Here is a 16,773-nt window from a genome sequence, read left to right on the forward strand (position 1 = left end):
CTACGGCGCTATGTGAGAGCGCGCGTCCGGGCGGCTTTGCTCTACCGAGCTACACCACTACCCGGGACACGACCCAGACAGCCCTATTGCCTGCGCAACTGCCGCTCAAGGTTCGTGATCCGAGGCGCCGATGGACGCAGCGCTATTCAGCCTGGACTATCTACATCGCGTGTTTGCAGACTAACCTCTGATTCATTGGCAGCCTGGCTCGACTCCATGGATGCGGGGCAGATTGCCGGCGAGCCGACCCTTACCGGCTATTGCGGGCCTCGAACGCCAGCCGGTTGACGAGGTCCACGACGTTGAAGAAGCGGCCGCGGGCACCGGCACCGGCACCGATGCCCGCTGCCGTCATGGCGGGCGCGGTCCTACTAGAACCGGAGCAGCCGTGCCTCGCGCAAATAGGCCAGCAGCGGCGATGGCCAGATGTGTCTTTCACATCCCAGTACCGCCGGTCAGGAGGGCGTTACGATGCTGAGGAAAGAACTCCTGCCGGCGAGTTCGCGCACCAGAGCCGCCTTGATCGGCGCGTTCCCTCCAACTGGAGGTGGCCGAAATCCTTGGCGAGCGACAGCTGCCCGCAGTAGGCGGAAACCTCGGCGTCAGCACCCAACGACAAGCTGTCTATTGCATATCCACAATGCGACCGGTGCAGCCATCTACTGTCGCGATCCTAACTTCGGGACCGCGGGCGACGCGCATGTAGAGATATGCGCCATCCGGCGTCTGACCCACATTCGCGAGGGGATACCATCCCGAACGGGCAAGCCGATCATTTATCCCGTAGCTCGACAGGCAGCGACGATATCCACCTCCATAATTGGGCGACTCGCCGTAGTATTGCGCTTGCGCATTGGTGGCTAAGATCAGAGTAACAAAACAGCCCATCAGGACCATCATTGTGCGCATTTGGTCACCTCTGTCGATTGTCAGACCGATCTATATTGGTAGCACCGTGAACCCACGATGAATACCATCAAATCCGTGTATGAAAAACGCGCGCCCGCGCCGGCTTCGATGAAACGGCCGACCGGCAGACGTCTGTCTGCAAACGAATCCTACCAATCAGAGCCCATCCTCGATGCGATCGAGCGTCGCCGAGAGCGGTGACGCATCAAGCGATCACAGCTTAGGAGTGATCGGGGCCGACTGCGCTGGTTGGTTAGGCCTGGTAGTGCTCAGACGACAGATGGTCTTTCGGATCCTCACCGGTGCCCTCGATCCGAGCCGTTCGGCATCGAGCGCAATGCGGGCTTCGTCCCAAACCTCTATAGAGCGCCAGACTTGGTCTCTGAAGCTGCGACCGGATGACATCCTGAGTGAGGACGGATGCTCCGCGTGCTCGTACTCGAAGGATGTCTCCTGGTCGCAACTCCTTGCGGACGGTCCCGCGAGACCCGAGGTTCCGGCATTGTCGCCGATCGTCGTGCCTTTGACTATGTGCTCCGCCGAATTCGCGCAATTGCCACCACGACCAGCGCCCTCCGGCACACTCGCTTCGACCCGAAACGGGCAGCCTGCTACGGCCAACAATCGGGGGGATATTATTTGCACGCCGATCAGCTTAAAGGGCAAGTTGGCATACCGGATAACATTTAGGTTTGCGCACGCAAGCATATCTCACGGAGGCGACCATTCAAATTGCAGCGGTCCGAGACGCATCGACGATCCGTGGCGCGGGCAACGGAATCAGAAAGCAGCCGCCTGTGCGGAGATAGTCCGGATGCCGTTTGAGGATGGGTTCCGCATAGATCCACGCAAGTATCACAACGACGTCCGGTTTGCGTGTTGCGAGCGCGCTGGATGAAAGAACCGGAATGTGGGCACCCGGGCTGAAACGGCCGTGCTTGATTTCATTGTCGTCGACGATGAACTTTATCCGGCTCTCCAGCTCGAAATGATAGAGCAGGGTGGTCGTGGTGGTCGAGGCGCCGTAGGCGGCGACCATTTTGCCGGCGGCGGCGGCTTCGTCGAGATAAGCAAGCACCCTGCGCTTGCAGCCTTCAATGGTGACGAACCAGTCGCGGTAGATCTGCGGCTTGGTCACGCCGCGCCGTTCCTCCTCAGCGATCAGCTGCGACAGTTCCGCCGAGCGCGCGCGCCTGCCGGTCGACTTCGGTTGCGCGAACACCCGGATCGAGCCACCCTTGGTGGCCGTACGCTCGACGTGGAACAGCGTCATGTCGTGCCGGTTCAGGAACGTTTCGAGCGGGATCAACGCATGATGTGAGACGTGCTCATGATAGATCGTGTCGAACACCATGTTGTCGATCATGTCGACGATGTAGGAGACCTCGAACACGAACGCGCCGTCATCGGCGAGCAACAGCCGGATGCCCTTGACCACGTCCGACATGTTGTCGATGTGGGCGAACACGTTGTTGGCGCAGAACAGCTTGGCCTCGCCTTGTTCGGCCTTGATCCGGGCCGCCAGCGCGCTGGTGAAGAAGTCGGGGAGGGTCGGGATGCCTTCCTTCGTTGCCGTCGTAGCGATCTCGCGCGCGGGATCGATACCCTGGACCCTCATCCCCTCGTTCTTGAAGACCTTGAGCAGCGAGCCGTCATTGCTGCCCATTTCCGCGACGAGGCTGCCTTTCGGGAGGGCGAGCGAGGACACCACCGATTGCGCATAGCGCTTGAAATGTTCGACGAGCCCGAGGGAGACGGAAGTGCGGTAAGTATAGTCGCGGAACAAGACATCGGGATCGACGACGTCGAGGTTCTGCAGGTGGCCGCAGTCGAGGCAGAGATAGCAGTCGAGCGGATAGAGGTCCTGCGTTTCGTTGAGGCGGTCAGCGGTTACGAATGCATCGCCTATGGCCGAGGCACGAATTGGCAGCACGCGATCGAGCGAGGTCGAACCGCAGAGGCGGCAATCAGTTCTGTGCTTGACGTGCTGCATGAGTTGCGGTTCCGAGGACAGTGAGCCGAAGAGGGATTCACGGCACAATTTACAAACCGGCGAAGGTTTTGGCGACCTCTTCTTGCCAGACGATGGATACTCCGCCATCAAGCAACAAGCTCTGCCCGTTGATGAACGAGGCCCGCTCGCTGCAAAGGAAGTCGAGGGCATCGGCGCATTCCTCGGCCGTTCCGATCCGGCCGAGCGGGACCAACCGGCGGTAAGTCTCCATGAGCTTCTCGTTCTGCTCATAGAAGATACGCGAGTCCCGCTTCAGATAGGTCAGCGGCATGATTGCGTTGACGCGAATGCCGCGGCGGCCGAGCGTCGCGGCGTAATGGCGGACCATCGCATTGAGGCCACCCTTTACGACGTGGTAGCCCACCGGCTGCGACGAGCCGACGAATTCGGCATAAACCGAGCTGACCGCGCCGATCGCTCGGTCACCGTCATCGGCAAAATGGCTGGAGAAGCCCTCGATCAGGTCGCGCGAGGCGGTGAGGCCGACCTGGATCTCGCCCGTCCAGGGATCCCCTTGACCGCGGTAGCGCTGGCTAAGAACGAGGTAACGGACCGGACCCTGAGCCTCGGCGATCTCGTGCCACAGTCCGGCGAAGCTTTCGCTGCGCTCGAGATCCGCCGAAAAATGTTTCAGATCCGGCTGATCGGGGAAATCGGTCGGACGCTGCCGCGACACCACGCTGACGGTGCAGCCGCGGGCCAGGAAACGTTCTACCACCACGCGCCCAAGGCCGCGGGTGCCACCGACCACGACGGCATGGCTGGTCATGCCGCTGTGTCCTGCAGCGCTGCGACGCGTCGGACGAGATCGGCTTGATAGGCCGCGGCCGCGGCGGTGTCGCTGTCGTCGGGGGCGAAGTCGGCGAAGACGCTGGTACCGGGGCGGAACGGACCATTGGTGATCTCGTGCACGATCAGCAGCTCGCTCCGGACAATCAAGGTGTGGAAAAACGGGTTCGACATCCGATAGTAGAACGGCCGCGCGCCACCGGGCGGCCCCAACTCGACGACGCGGGCGATTTCGCCGGTCTCATCGAACACAACGATATCGACCTCCCCCTCGACGACATGGAAGGCCTCGCTCTTGCCCAGGTGCTTGTGCGGCCGGATGTACGAACGCGAATCGATCGCGATGATCATCTCGTGCAGGGAATCGTCAGCATCCGGATGCGCGTTGATGCGGGCCCGCCGTTTAGGGCTCGCTTTGACCGCGGTCTTGAGCGTGTTGATCTCCGCTTGTCCGATAGACGCAATCGGTCCTTCCGCCAGAAAGACCTCGGGAGACTTTTGAACCAGGCTCATCAGAGGAGATCCTTCGTGATTGCGTTGCCGAGCGCCGCGTAAACGGAGTGGAAGGCCACGCCTCGCGTCTCGAGGAAGCCGAGCTTCTTGCGCACCTTTTCCTCAATTTGAGGGGCGACCGCGAAGAGACAGGTAGTGATTCGCTCGTCGGCCAAAAGATCAGCGGAGCTTACCACGGGGACGCGGAAGCCCGGCGGGAAAAAGCCAACCTTGTCGGTGTCGTCGTCGACAGCTAGCGCGATCATATCGGCCATCCCGAAGGCGTTCGCGAACATGATCGCGTGATGCCCAATGCCAAAAAGGGCCAGTCCATCCTTCTTCGGACCTGCAGCCGTGTGCAGTCGCGCTTGCAGCCCCGCTCGCTGGTCTGCAAAGTTCTGACGGAAGCTCCGAAATAGTTCGGAAGGACCCTGCGCAGCAGGAGGCGTCACTTTTGAACACGGCGCCAGCACTGCGACCAATGCATCTTCGAGCGCGCCAGGATAGCGTAGCAACTCGAGCACTTCATACCCGCTTACCTCTGCCAATTGCCGCAACGTGTTCGCGACGAAGTAGCAGCTGTGCTCTTCCCACAGGAAACAATAGTCGCGCGCGCTCAGAAACTTGCTGCTGTCAGGAACCTCGACGAGCAGCAGGCCCTCCGGCCGGAGAAGATGTCTGAGCGAGCGCAATGCGGCCACAGGCGTGTGACTGTGCTCGACAAGATAGCGGCACGAGACGATGTCGAAGGTCCCGTGTCGTATCGACGCCGCCAGCAGATGTTCTTCATCGATGATGGATTGCCAGCTTTCAAGGTAGGGATAGCGGCCGGGGGAGGCGTCGACACCGAGCGGCAGTGTCTCCGTCTTCAGCCCGTGCGCGGCCAGTCGGGAAAGCAGAGGAAGCTCGAATGGTCCGGTGCCGATGGCCCCGCGCGCGTCGGAGCGCAGTGACAGCAGGCTGGTCGCCAGAGCATCAAGATGCCCTTCTGGTTCGCGATAGCGAATCCACGGCACCCGCGGCATGAGCAGATCGGCGGAAATTGTGCCGCGCAACTGCACCAGCTGGCAGAACTCGCACTCCACAACGCCGAGATCGATCGTGCGGTCGATCGAACCGTCTTTGGTGAAGTCATTGCAGACCGGCAAGTTGCCGAGGGATAGAGGGGACGAATCTATCGGTTGCCCGCAAAGCCGGCAGCGGGTCTCGCAGTGCTGATCGGAGCGGGCATTACTCATCGCAATCCGATGTCCCGTTGGTGGTGAACCTGTCTAGGCGTTGAAATCTGAACTCGAGTTTTCCGCCGCAAGCAGCCGGGGTGGCTTGTGAACTTTCATCACGTCATTCCGACCCTATCGGGTTGTGTGATGGATGTTATCTTGAGATGGCCGACCACATTTTTTCCGCTAGTCCACTATGGCGGGCTCGATGTTCGCAAACCTTATTCGAAGAAGATGAACTCGTGATCGCCGGCGTAGCCGGAGCGCTTGAACTCGAAGGCCCACTCCTCAGGGGTGTGGAAGATGCGGCAGGTGAGTTGCCAGTACATCAGGTTCACCTTCTCGCGCTCGTTGCGGTAGCCCTCGACGCAGAGGTACTTGGCGCCGCGGCTGACGCGCTCCATCTCGCGCAGCGCGGCATCGAGATCGTAGTTGTAGAGGTTGTGCAGCGTGTTGATCGAGATGACCAGATCGAAATACTTGTCGGGGTAGGGCAGCTTGGCTGCAGAGCCTATCTGACAGAACCGCTTTACGCTCTCCATCGTGTGTGCGACGCCGTAGGAGGAGATGTCGATGCCGGCAACCTCGAGGTCCGGAATGGCCTCGCGGAAATCGTGCAGGATGAACCCCTTGCCGGAGCCGACGTCGAGCACGCGCATGCCCGGCTTGATGCCGTAGGTCTCGATCATGGCGTCGGCGACCTTGCGCCAGCGGCCGTCATATTTGTAGCCGCCATATCCGGTCTCGCGGCTGCCGTCCCAATAGTCGTAGTCGTACTTGATCGCCATCTCGGCGACATCGGCCTTGTCGCGCTGGGTGACGCGCGCGAGATAGTCGCGCTTGGTCGATTTGTGGACGAGACTGACGAACTCGCGATAGGCCATGAAAATCTCCGGGCGTGTGAGTGTCGGTTAATCGGATGTCGCGCCGATCAGGCGGAGCTGTGCCTCGGCCTTGGCGAGCTGCGCGGCGCAGCGCTGCGCCCAGGCGCCGGTGTCGGCGAAAGCGCGACGGGTGGCGCCGAGCGGCAGGAAGTCGTTCAGGATGATGCAGGTCCATTTGACCTGGTAGGCGTCGATCAGCAGCCGGCAGCGCGCCACACTGGCGGCGTCGAGCCCGAGGCCGTCCGTCAGCCGGTCGATGAAATGCTCGTGCACCGGCAGCGGCACCGGCACCTCCGGCTGGCAGAAGAAGTCGGAGACGAGCTTGGCCGGATCGTCGCGGCCGGCATATTCAAAGTCGAGGAAGGTGAGCTTGTCCTGGTCGTCGATCAGCGCGTTGTGGAAGCCGAAATCGGACGGCGACAGGCAGACCTGATCGGCGGGGATGGCGGCCTCGAAGGCAAGGCCTTCGGCCGCCGCGCCGCGCAGAATGGTCGCCTTCACCTCGGCCCAGGCCGGCTGCAGCCGGCCCGCCACGAATGCCCTCGCCTCGGCGACATGCGGCACCTCGGCATCGAGCGTCGCCAGCCGCGCCACCCGGCGCTCGACGGTGGCAAGGTGCTCCGCGAGCGAGAAGCAGGCTTCCGATGCGGGCGCCAACGCGGGACGGGGCGGGGCATTCACCGCAAGCACGAAGTCGATCGCGGCATCGACATGGGCGGGCGCGAGCTCGGGCGCGGTCAGCTTGCGGCCTGCGACGAAGCTATAGAGGCCGGCCTGCTCTGCGCGGTCGCAGGCCAGGGGCTCCGGCACGACGCGGACGCCGTGGGACCAGGCATGGCTGATGAAGCTCCACTCGGCGCCAAGCCGATCGCGGGTGTCGCGGGCGTCGGTGAAGTAGCGCTTGAGGACCAGGGGGCCCTCGGCGGTGTCGAGACGATAGACCTGGTTGTTGCGGCCGCCGGCGAGCCGGGTCAGCGTCGTTGGGCTCGCCTTGCCGGCCTGCGCGGTGAGGCGTTCTGCCAGCGCCAGCAGGGCGGGATCCGGATCAGCGCTGGCGTCAACCGCGGTCACGGACGACATCCGCGGCGATCTCGGCCCAGGAGGCGCGGCGCTCGTAAGGCACGGCCTTGGCCGCGAACTGGTTCTCCGGATCGAACAGCACCTTGCGCATGCCCTCCGGGAAGCCGGTCATGCCAAGGATCTCCGGCAGATCGTCGACGAACAGCTCGCAGGCCAGCGCATGCGCCCGGACGACCTTCTCGTCCTTGGTCAACTCGAAGAACACCCGGTCCGGCGCGATCTGGCCGGGGGCGGCGCCCATCAGCCCGCGATCGGTCAGGAAGCCGCGCGCCGCCGCATGCATGTCGTGCTTCGGCCCCAGGATGGGATGCTTGGTCTTATGGCTGACGATGAACAGGTCATGGCCGGCGGCGCGGGCGGCCGTGACGAACTCCCCGAAGCCTGGGTAGGGCGACACCAGGTCCATGCGGGCGCCGTAGACATAACCCTGCAACTCGGTGAAGTCGTCCTTTCGGCCCGAGCCGTTGAGATGGTCGCGGACGCTGTTCTTGTCGCGGCCGAGATCGGCCGGGATCAGGCCGCGCTCGAGTGCGGCCGCATGAAACACGCCGTCATAGCAGGCGATCGTGTTGTCGAAGTCGATCCCGATCCGCATGGCCAGAACTTAAGCCAGCGACATGTCGATCAGCGGACGGCCGACCTTGCCGGCGGCGAGGTCGGCCAGCGCCTGGTCGGCCTGGGCGAGGCTGTAAGGCTTCGACAAGAGGTCCCGCACCGGGAAGCGGCCGGAGCTCAAGAGCCGCCCGTAGCGCCCGTAATCGCGATCCGGCACGCTGTCGCCGCCCCAGGTGCCGAGCAGGCTCTTGCCCTGGTTGAAGACGCCGGGGTTCAGCGTCAGCGCCGCGCCGTGCTTGGCGTTGCCGATCACGACCGCGCGGCCGCCCTGCTGGCGGGTGGCGTTGATCGCCTGATCCATGACGCCGGGGATGCCGGAGGATTCGACCGCGAGATCAACGCCCTGCGGCACGATCTTCTTGATCTCGGCCAGCACGTCGCCGGCCGCATCGATCACGTGCGTTGCGCCGTAGATCTGCGCGAGCGCGCGGCGGGTCGGGTTGGGGTCGATGCCGATCACCGGCATCGCACCGGCGAGCGCGGCGGCCATCAGCGCGTTGAGCCCGATGCCGCCGGTGCCGAACACGGCGACTGCATCGCCCGGCTGCACCTTCAGCACGTTGTAGACCGCGCCCATGCCGGTCGGGGCGGCGCAGCCGAGCAGCACCGCGACATCCATCGGCAGGTCCGGCGGCAGCAGGGTCAGGCGGTTCTCACTGACGACCGAATGGCGCTGGAAGGTGGTGACGCCGCCGGCGTTGACCTTCTTGCCGTCCCAGTCATAGACGGCGCCGCCGGCCTCGATGCCGCTGCCCTTGATCCAGGACAGCACGACCTTGTCGCCGACCTTGACCTTGGTGACGGCGCTGCCGGTCTCGATCACGGTGCCGGTGCCCTCGTGGCCGAGGCAATGCGGCACCCATCTGTCCTCGCCCTTGTCGCCGCGCCACTCCATCACCTGCGTGCCGCAGGCGCCGGAATAGGCGATCTCGACCAGGACCTGCCCCGGCTTGAGGGCGGGGGTCTCGATCTCGGCCAGCACGAGCGGCTGGCCGGTCTGGACCAGGAGGGCAGCTTGGGTCTTCATGTGATGTCTCAGCTCAAGGCGTGGATGATCTTGTCCGCGATCTGGTGGCCGGTAAGGCCGAGCACCTCGCGGGCGTATTCCTGTTCACCGGATTTCTTGAAGAAGGCATCCGGCGTGCCGAAGCGCAGGAATTTCTTCGGCGCGGTCTCGCTGTCGACGAGCCATTCGGAGACCGCCGCGCCGAAGCCGCCGATCAGCGAATGCTCCTCGATGGTCGCGACCAGCTTGAAGCGGCTGAAGGCCTGCTGGAGCTTGTCCTCATCCAGCGGCTTCACGGTGTGGAAGCTGACGACCTCCGCGGAGATGCCCTTTTCCTTCAATCTGTGAGCGGCTTCAATGACTTCCGGCAGCATGTTGCCGGTCGAAAGCAGGCAGACGTCGGAACCTTCCTCGATCGTGGTCGCCTTGCCGATCTTAAAGTCCGCGATGGGGCCCTTGTGAACGACCGGCTCACCCTTCTTGCCCATGCGGATGTAGACCGGACGGTCCTGCTGCATCGCCGCGCGCATCGCCCCGCGCACCTCGAAGGCGTCGCCCGGACAGATCACGATCATGTTCGGGATCGAGCGCAGAAACGAGATGTCCTCGCAGGCGTGATGGGTCGGCCCCAGGCCGGAATAGGCGAGGCCGGCGCCGACGGCGACGATGGTCACCGGGGCCTCGTGATAGCAGACGTCGGTGCGGATCTGCTCCAGGCAGCGCGTCGTCACGAAGGGCGTGATCGTGTAGGCGACCGGGCGGAGGCCGTTCATGGCCATGCCGGCGGCGACGCCCATCATGTTGGCTTCGGCCACGCCGCAGTTGAAGAAGCGGCTGGGATGCTTGTCCTTGAACTTGTCGAACAGGCGGTTGCCGATGTCGCCCGACAGCATGACGACGCGGGGGTCTTCATTGCCGAGCTTGGTCAGCTCGTCCGCGAACGCGTTTCTCATGACAGGCCGAGCTCCTTGAACGACTTGACGACTTCCTCAGCGGTGGGGGCGCGGTAATGCCAGTTGTTGTCGTCCTCCATGAACGACACGCCCTTGCCCTTCACGGTATGGGCGATCAGCGCCACCGGCTTGCCCGAGCCGTTCGGGATGTTCTGCATGGTTTCCGCCAGCGCGCCGACGTCGTGGCCGTCGATCTCGTGGGCGTCCCAGCCGAACGCGGCCCATTTGTCGCGCAGCGGCGCCAGCATCAGGGTCTCGTTGGAGCGCGCGGTCGCCTGCCACTTGTTGTAGTCGACGACGACGCAGACGTTCTCCAGCTTCTGGGCGGCGGCGAACATCGCGGCCTCCCATACCGAGCCCTCGTTGTTCTCGCCGTCCGACAGTAGGGCGAACACGCGGTAGTTTTCGCCCTTGATGCGGCCGGCCAGCGCCATGCCGCAGCCGAGCGGCAGGCCGTGGCCGAGCGAGCCGGTGGCCGCTTCGACGCCGGGCAGCAGGTTCGCCGGCGGATGCTCGGCGAGCCGGCCGCCGTCCTGGCAGTAGGTGTCGAGTTCCTCCATCGGGAAGTAGCCCTTCATCGCCAAGGTCGCGAACAGCGCCGCGGCGGCGTGGCCCTTCGACAGGATGAAGCGGTCGCGCAACGGATCGGTCGGGTTTGTCGGGTTGATGTTCAGGACGTGCCAGTAGGCGGCGGTCATCGCATCGGCGCAGGACAGCGACGAGGCGAGATGCGCGGCCTGCGCCTTGTGCGACATCTCGATGATCTTGCCGCGCAGCTTCGCGGCCTGCGCCTTCAGGGCGGCCACGTCGGGCTTTGCCGCGGTGTTCCGGACTGCCACGTTCATCGTGCTCTCCAGTCGCGCCTCCCGGGGAGGCGCAGGTATCGATCAGGGTTTATGCTCGTACTTGGTCGGCAGCTTGGCCATGACATCCTCGAACCGTCGCGCCCAGGCGATGACATCGTCGATGCCCTGTTCCAGCGAGAACGTGTCGCGCCAGCCCAGTTCAGTCCGCAGCTTGAAGCTGTCGAGCGTATAGGCGGTGTCCTTGCCAGGCCGCTCGGGGCCGATCTCGACGCAGTCCTCGAAGTTCTTGCCGAGGCGGGCAAGGATCATCTCGACCAGCGTGCGGATCGAGACCAGCTCGTAGCCCGAGATGTGGTAGGTCTCGCCGAGCTTGCCGCCGCGGCCGATCTTCACCGTCGCATCCGACACGTCGGTCATGTGGATGAAGACGCGGATCGACTTGCCGCCGCCGTCGAGGCGCAGCTTCTGCCCGGTCATCGCGGCCACGATCGTGCGCGGCACGATGCGGTAGAGCTGCTGGCCCGGGCCATAGACGTTGGCGGCGCGGGTGAACACCACCGGGAACTGGTAGTTGGCGAAATAGGTGCGCAGGCTCATGTCGCCGGCTGCACGCGACACCGCGTAGGGCGTCGACGGGTTGAAGGCTGCATCCTCGCGCACCCAGCCCTCGGTCGAGCCGTAGACCTCCGGCGTCGTGACGTGAACGTAGCGGTCGAGGCCGTCGTAATTGCGCAGGATGTCGTGCAGGCGGACCGCGGAGACGACGTTGGTCATCATCCAATGGTCCGGATACAGCCAGCTCTCGCCGACCATGCTCTGCGCCGCGAAGTTCACGACATGGGTCGGCCGCTCGGCCGCGAGCAGCGCCTTCAGCGCGTCGAGGTCGTGGTTGAGGTCGACGCGCTTGAAGCGCACGCTGCCGGAGCGCTTCTGCCACTTGTAGGGCAGGAACGCGTCATGCGGCTCGTCGGAGCGGCTGGTCGCGATCACGTCGTGACCGGCCGCGGCCAGGAAGTCGACGAAGGTTGCGCCCGAGAAGGAGTTCGAGCCAAGGATCAGGTACTTTTCGTTCGCAGCCATCGTCACTATCCGTCAGACCTCGCGCGTCGTGATGATATCGCCACGCTGGGCGTAGAGCCACTGCATGATCATGTGGCCGATCACCATCTGCGCGTCCTCGGCGATCTGCATGTCGTCGACGGCGAAGTGGATCGGCACGTCAGCCAGCGCCTTGGCCTTGCCGCCGGAAAAGCCGAGCACAGCGTAACTGGTCAAGCCGATCTTCTTGCCTTCTTCGAGCGCCTTCAGGATGTTCGGCGAGTTGCCGGAGCCGGAAAAGGTGATCAGCACGTCGCCCTTGCGCGCGAGCACCGCGAGCTGCAGCGAGAACACCTGGTCGTAGCCTTCGTCATTGGCGAGGCAGGTGATCACCGACGGGTTCGACGACAGCGAATGCACGCGCAGGCCGGAGCCCGGCGTCTTCGACAGCGCGTAGAGGAAGTCGTTGGCGAGGTGGTTGGCGTTGCCGCCGCTGCCGCCATTGCCGCAGAAGAACACCTGACGGCCGGTCTGCCAGCAATCGCGCAGGTCATAGGCGAGCTTCTCGACGGGGGCCCAGTCGAAGTCCTTCAGCACGGTGCTGAAGCGGCTGGTGTAGTCGGCGAATAGGCTGCCGGGAGTCTTGAAGGCCAGGACGTTCATCTCACGACCTCCTTCTCCATCCATTTCAGATTGTACCAGCGGTCCTCGTTCTTCAGGGCGCCTTGCGAGTACATGCCGATGATTTCCTTGATCGCGTCCTCCACCGTCTTCTTCGGACGGAAGCCGGTCGCGAGCAGGCGATCGGAGTTGACGCGATAGCTGCGCGGGTCGTTCGACGGGGTCACCACGATCTCGGCCTTCACATGCTTGGCGACCATGTTGGCGATGTCGAGGATCGAGATGTTCTCGAAACCGGCATTGTAGATGCCGGTATGTTCGGGATGGTCGAGCAGGAACAAATAGAGGTCGGTGATGTCGTCGATGTGGATGTTCGGCCGCGTCTGGTCGCCGCCGAACACGGTGATGCGGCCGTTCATCAGCGCCTGCATCGTCAGCATGTTCACCGACACATCGAGGCGCTGGCGCGGAGAGTAACCGCACACGGTGGCGGGGCGCACGATCTGCACGACCATGTCATCCTTGTAGGACAGCACGATGCGCTCGCCGCACATCTTGGTCTTGTTGTACTCCGAGATCGGCAGCAGCTCGAGATCCTCGGTGACCTGCTCCTCCTCCTTCACGCCATAGACGCTGCCGGAGGAGGCGTAGATGAAGCGCTTGATGCCGTGGCGGTAGGCGCGGTCGGCCAGCTGCATCGTCGCAAGGCACGAGATCTCCCAGGTCAGCTTCGGGTCGAGATCACCGCAGGGATCATTGGCGACGCTGGAGAGATGGATGATGGCATCGACGCCCGTCAAATCGATCGCGTCGGGATTGCGCACGTCGCCCTGGACGACGGTGAGGTCGGGATGCGGCTCGAGGAAATTGCCGAACCACATGATGTCGAACGCGACGACCTTGTAGCCGGCCTTCAGCAGCTTCGGCACGAGCACGCTGCCCTTGTAGCCGCACGCACCGGTCACGAAGATCTTCATCTGGGCAATCCCTTATTCGGTTGTCGTTTTGCCGTCTCGCGAGTTGCGCACCGTTGTATGGGAAAAAGCGATGGGCGGGTGCCCCTTGATGAGTGCCGCCCGTCAAGCGCTCTTATTAGCAAACGAATCTTGATTAAACTCCAACTGTGCTCGGCGCAAGCTTTCGGGATTGCCGATGTCCCGATGATAGCCGTTTGTTTCCACGCAAAAAATGCGTTCGAGATAGTTGGGAATGATTTCCGTGGAGAGGTCAACAATGTCCTTTCCGAGCGCCGCGAGATCGCCAATCACAGCGGGTTCGAACACGTAGACCGCGCCATTGGCGAGGTTCCCAGGCGGATTCCTCACCTTCTCGTGGAAGGCGACGACTCGGTTCAGGTCATCCAGTTCGAGAATACCGCACGAGCTCGGATCGTCGGTGCGGAACGCAAGCATCGTCATGATGCAGCCGGGAGGGCGGCGGCCGTGAGCGGCTAGCAGGCCCGCGACGTCGAAATCCGTCAAATTGTCCGCATGGGCGACCAGAAACGGCTGGTCACCGAACCAAGTGCGGTTGGCGAGCACGGTGCCGCCGGTGCCCAGCAGTTCATCTTCGTGAACGACATCGATCCGGTCGCGCCAGCGCGACTGCGCAACGTGGGCGCGCACCTGCTCGGCGAGCCAATGCGTGTTCAAGAGTGCGCGCTCGATGCCGCCTTCGAACACGAGGTCCAGCCAGTAGTCCAACAAGGGCCGGTCATGCACACGCACGAGGCATTTCGGGGTCGTGTTGGTCAGCGGTCGCAGCCGGCTCCCGATCCCGGCCGCGAGCAGAAGAGCACGCATCTCGACATCCTACTCCTGGCTGAAGCCGGTCTCGTCGATTTCCCGTACCAGCTCCGCCGTTGTCAGCGGCAAGTTGCCGACCCGAGACACCTGCAGCGCCGCGGCCAGCGCGCCCAGATAGGAGGCCTGCCAGATGTCGGCGCCAGCGCGCAGACCCATCGAACAGGCCATGAAAAAACTGTCGCCCGCGCCTGATACATCCTTGGGTGACGGATTAAAGGCAGGTAGCCGATCGGAGATGAAGGTGCCTTCCGTCGTTGTATTGATGAGCGCACCCTCCGCACCGAGCGTGATTACGAGGTGTTTGGTGCGGGCACGCTCGACCAGCCGCTCACTGATCACAGCAAGGCCCGAGATGAAATCATTCAGCGCAACGCGCGCCTCGCGCTCGGTCGGTGTCAGCAAGGTCATTCCCTTGAAGCGGGAGACGTCACCCGTCTGCGACGAAACCTGGCTGTCCGCGGCCATCATCACTCCTTCGCACCGAGCGTGATCAGAGATCGCGTCCACCAGATCCTGCGGGAGGCATCCATAGTTGAAGCAGGAAAACAGTAATAGATCGCACGTCTTCAAGGCGCGCTCGATCGATGTAAGCATTTGACGCTGCAGATCAGCATCGGAGGCATGCTGGCGCAGATGATTTACTCTGAGCAGCGTCTTATTGTGCGCGCGGAAGCGCTGCTTGCGCGTCGTCGGTCGGCTCTGGTCAGTGAAAGCGTTGAGTTTCACGCCATGCTGCTCGAGCGTATTGCCAGCGAACCGCGCTGCTTCGTCGTCACCTACCAGAGTGAAGAAATTAACCTCAGCTCCGAGCCCATGCGCATGAGCCGCCACCGCACCGGCACCGCCGACGAAGGTGCGGGCCATGAGCGGCGTAACAACTATCGTCGGGTCTTCCTGGGACATGCCGACGGCGTCGCAGGTAACATATTCGTCGATGATCAAGTCGCCGATTACGACAACCCGCATACCTGCGATTTTCCGCAGCAGATCCTTCAAGTTGGAAATTTCGAACCCGTGACGTTTTGGAAACTCCTGGGGCTTGCGGACGCTCGATATATCGACATTCGCATCGCGCTCCAGGAGCGACAGCGAGGCAAACCGCAACTCGCCGGAAGAAAAGATCAGGCGGCCGCCGTACGCGTTGACCGCGTCCTGCTCCGGGTTTGCGCGGTCCTCGAATTCCTTGCCCTTGACAACGATTGCCGGCTGCAGATGCGAGATGAAGTCGGACGCCGACGTCTCCAAACGCACTACATGATGCACAAAGGCAATGGAGCGCACATTCTCCAGCCGCATGTCATGCGCGAAGGTCACTCCCGGTGTGGAATCCTGGTTTACTCCCACGACCAGAACGTCCGCTTGTTCAGCAGCGAACTTTAGAAGCCGTAAATGTCCGGGGTGCACAACATTAAAGTTGCCGGACACAAACGCGATCGTCTGCCCCGGGGTGCAGGACGCCCGAATCGTTTGACAGGCCAGATCCATTTGTCCCGTACCAATCACCTGGCCCAAGGATGTGCCTCCGCCAAATCTGATTCGTTCGAGCAGTGTTGCACCTTGCTGTCAGTCGAATCGATTGCTTACAATCGCAGCGATTATCGGTCGCTGCAACTTCGGCAATTCGAATTCTCGCCTTTTCTAGCGTTCGTCGAGGTCGAACCTTCCGCAAAGTTTGGCACCGCTTTAGAACTTGGTTCTATATCGAGTTTGATTTGTCTGACCGGTCCAATCCCATTTCGTGCTGCGGCGTGCGACTTTCGATCAGGGCAGGGGATCCGGTTCAGCGGAGCAAGATTATCGCTGTAGCGGCGGGTACAGCTTGGCCCGGGACAAGGTGGGCCCCTGAACGTGCCGACTATCCTTCGCGACCGGTGCGGTTAGAAACCGCGCCCTGAGACCGGGAGCGGCGGCGGTCCGGTGTTCCCGCCCGATTTGGAAGCGTTTGCCGCCGATCGGAGTAGGCGCCTTTGCTCGATTGCGCGGCGCTGCCTTCTTACTTGCTGCTGATATGTTCCGGCACCGCCACGAGGTGAGCGGAATGGGCAAGCTACCGGCCGCCTCGTTTTTCAGCTGCCGTCGCTGACATACCCGCGCCCGCTAGCCCCGTGGCCGTTTTGTCGTTGCACGACCGGGTGGAGGCCGTACAGCGGGGTCGGATCAGCAACGCGACGAAGGCGACCGAACGGTCCGAGCAACTTCTGGCATTTGCCCGCAAGCAACAGTGCCTCTCGGATGGGCCGACAACCACCACGCGGGCGCAGGCGTCGCCCGAGGCTGCTCCCACGGGTCGAGGAGTCTTGCTCGGACGCGCAGCATCTAGGCTGGGCCACGTCAGCTGTACGCCAACGCGAGCACCGCGATGGAGGCGATCCCGAAACCGCAGGGCATCGATGACGAGACGTTCGCTGCCTGTGCAATTCCACGTCTCTTGCTCAAACAGCCGCAACACAGCAGCCGGCAATGCCGTTGATCAAGTCGCCCAGCTCGGCCCGGTCATGGTTGCCAAATAGCCTGGCAGTCTCCGCCGGAAGCTTTTCTCTA

General features: G+C 62.9%; 15 protein-coding genes. All 15 read right to left on the minus strand.

Annotated elements, in window-relative coordinates; all coding sequences use genetic code 11:
- Positions 1-1,636 precede the first annotated feature (1,636 nt).
- Positions 1,637-2,902: a methyltransferase domain-containing protein gene (locus tag ACQR1I_RS36085; RefSeq protein ID WP_434871124.1), complete on the minus strand. Its 1,266-nt coding sequence runs from the start codon at positions 2,900-2,902 to the stop codon at positions 1,637-1,639.
- A 49-nt stretch (positions 2,903-2,951) separates the two neighbouring features.
- Positions 2,952-3,692, minus strand: a complete 741-nt coding sequence (locus ACQR1I_RS36090) for an SDR family NAD(P)-dependent oxidoreductase (RefSeq protein ID WP_434871099.1) — start codon at positions 3,690-3,692, stop codon at positions 2,952-2,954.
- Entirely contained in the window at positions 3,689-4,225 is a 537-nt protein-coding gene (locus tag ACQR1I_RS36095; protein ID WP_434871100.1) for a WbuC family cupin fold metalloprotein, read from the minus strand. Before ACQR1I_RS36095 ends, ACQR1I_RS36090 begins: the two co-directional genes overlap by 4 nt.
- On the minus strand, positions 4,225-5,442 hold the full coding sequence (locus ACQR1I_RS36100) for a class I SAM-dependent methyltransferase (RefSeq protein ID WP_434871101.1): 1,218 nt from the start codon (positions 5,440-5,442) through the stop codon (positions 4,225-4,227). The genes ACQR1I_RS36095 and ACQR1I_RS36100 overlap by 1 nt, the downstream gene beginning before the upstream one ends.
- 203 nt (positions 5,443-5,645) lie before the next feature.
- The gene (locus tag ACQR1I_RS36105; RefSeq protein WP_434871102.1) at positions 5,646-6,308 is read right to left on the minus strand and encodes a class I SAM-dependent methyltransferase; all 663 of its coding nucleotides are present in this window, start codon (positions 6,306-6,308) and stop codon (positions 5,646-5,648) included.
- Between the two features lie 27 nt (positions 6,309-6,335).
- Positions 6,336-7,379 carry a phosphotransferase gene (locus tag ACQR1I_RS36110; RefSeq protein WP_434871103.1) on the minus strand — a complete coding sequence of 348 codons (1,044 nt, stop codon included), beginning with the start codon at positions 7,377-7,379 and terminating at the stop codon, positions 6,336-6,338.
- Positions 7,366-7,983, minus strand: a complete 618-nt coding sequence (locus ACQR1I_RS36115) for a hypothetical protein (protein WP_434871104.1) — start codon at positions 7,981-7,983, stop codon at positions 7,366-7,368. The genes ACQR1I_RS36110 and ACQR1I_RS36115 overlap by 14 nt, the downstream gene beginning before the upstream one ends.
- A gap of 9 nt (positions 7,984-7,992) precedes the next feature.
- Entirely contained in the window at positions 7,993-9,030 is a 1,038-nt protein-coding gene (locus tag ACQR1I_RS36120) for a zinc-binding dehydrogenase (RefSeq protein WP_434871105.1), read from the minus strand.
- An 8-nt stretch (positions 9,031-9,038) separates the two neighbouring features.
- Positions 9,039-9,962 (minus strand): transketolase family protein, encoded by a 924-nt coding sequence (locus ACQR1I_RS36125; protein ID WP_434871106.1) that lies wholly within the window; start codon positions 9,960-9,962, stop codon positions 9,039-9,041.
- Positions 9,959-10,807: a transketolase gene (locus tag ACQR1I_RS36130; RefSeq protein WP_434871107.1), complete on the minus strand. Its 849-nt coding sequence runs from the start codon at positions 10,805-10,807 to the stop codon at positions 9,959-9,961. Before ACQR1I_RS36130 ends, ACQR1I_RS36125 begins: the two co-directional genes overlap by 4 nt.
- A gap of 42 nt (positions 10,808-10,849) precedes the next feature.
- Complete coding sequence (locus ACQR1I_RS36135; protein WP_434871108.1) at positions 10,850-11,848, minus strand: NAD-dependent epimerase/dehydratase family protein; 999 nt, start codon at positions 11,846-11,848, stop codon at positions 10,850-10,852.
- 12 nt (positions 11,849-11,860) lie between these two features.
- A complete protein-coding gene (locus ACQR1I_RS36140) occupies positions 11,861-12,469 on the minus strand; it encodes an SIS domain-containing protein (protein ID WP_434871109.1) in 609 nt (202 codons plus the stop codon).
- Positions 12,466-13,404, minus strand: coding sequence for an NAD-dependent epimerase/dehydratase family protein (locus tag ACQR1I_RS36145; protein WP_434871110.1), 939 nt, complete (start codon positions 13,402-13,404; stop codon positions 12,466-12,468). Before ACQR1I_RS36145 ends, ACQR1I_RS36140 begins: the two co-directional genes overlap by 4 nt.
- 102 nt (positions 13,405-13,506) lie before the next feature.
- Positions 13,507-14,229: a nucleotidyltransferase family protein gene (locus ACQR1I_RS36150; RefSeq protein ID WP_434871111.1), complete on the minus strand. Its 723-nt coding sequence runs from the start codon at positions 14,227-14,229 to the stop codon at positions 13,507-13,509.
- Between the two features lie 9 nt (positions 14,230-14,238).
- Complete coding sequence (locus tag ACQR1I_RS36155) at positions 14,239-15,744, minus strand: PfkB family carbohydrate kinase (protein WP_434871112.1); 1,506 nt, start codon at positions 15,742-15,744, stop codon at positions 14,239-14,241.
- Positions 15,745-16,773: the final 1,029 nt, after the last annotated feature.

It is taken from the genome of Bradyrhizobium sp. HKCCYLS2038 (genome assembly GCF_051167655.1).
Lineage (GTDB): Bacteria > Pseudomonadota > Alphaproteobacteria > Rhizobiales > Xanthobacteraceae > Bradyrhizobium.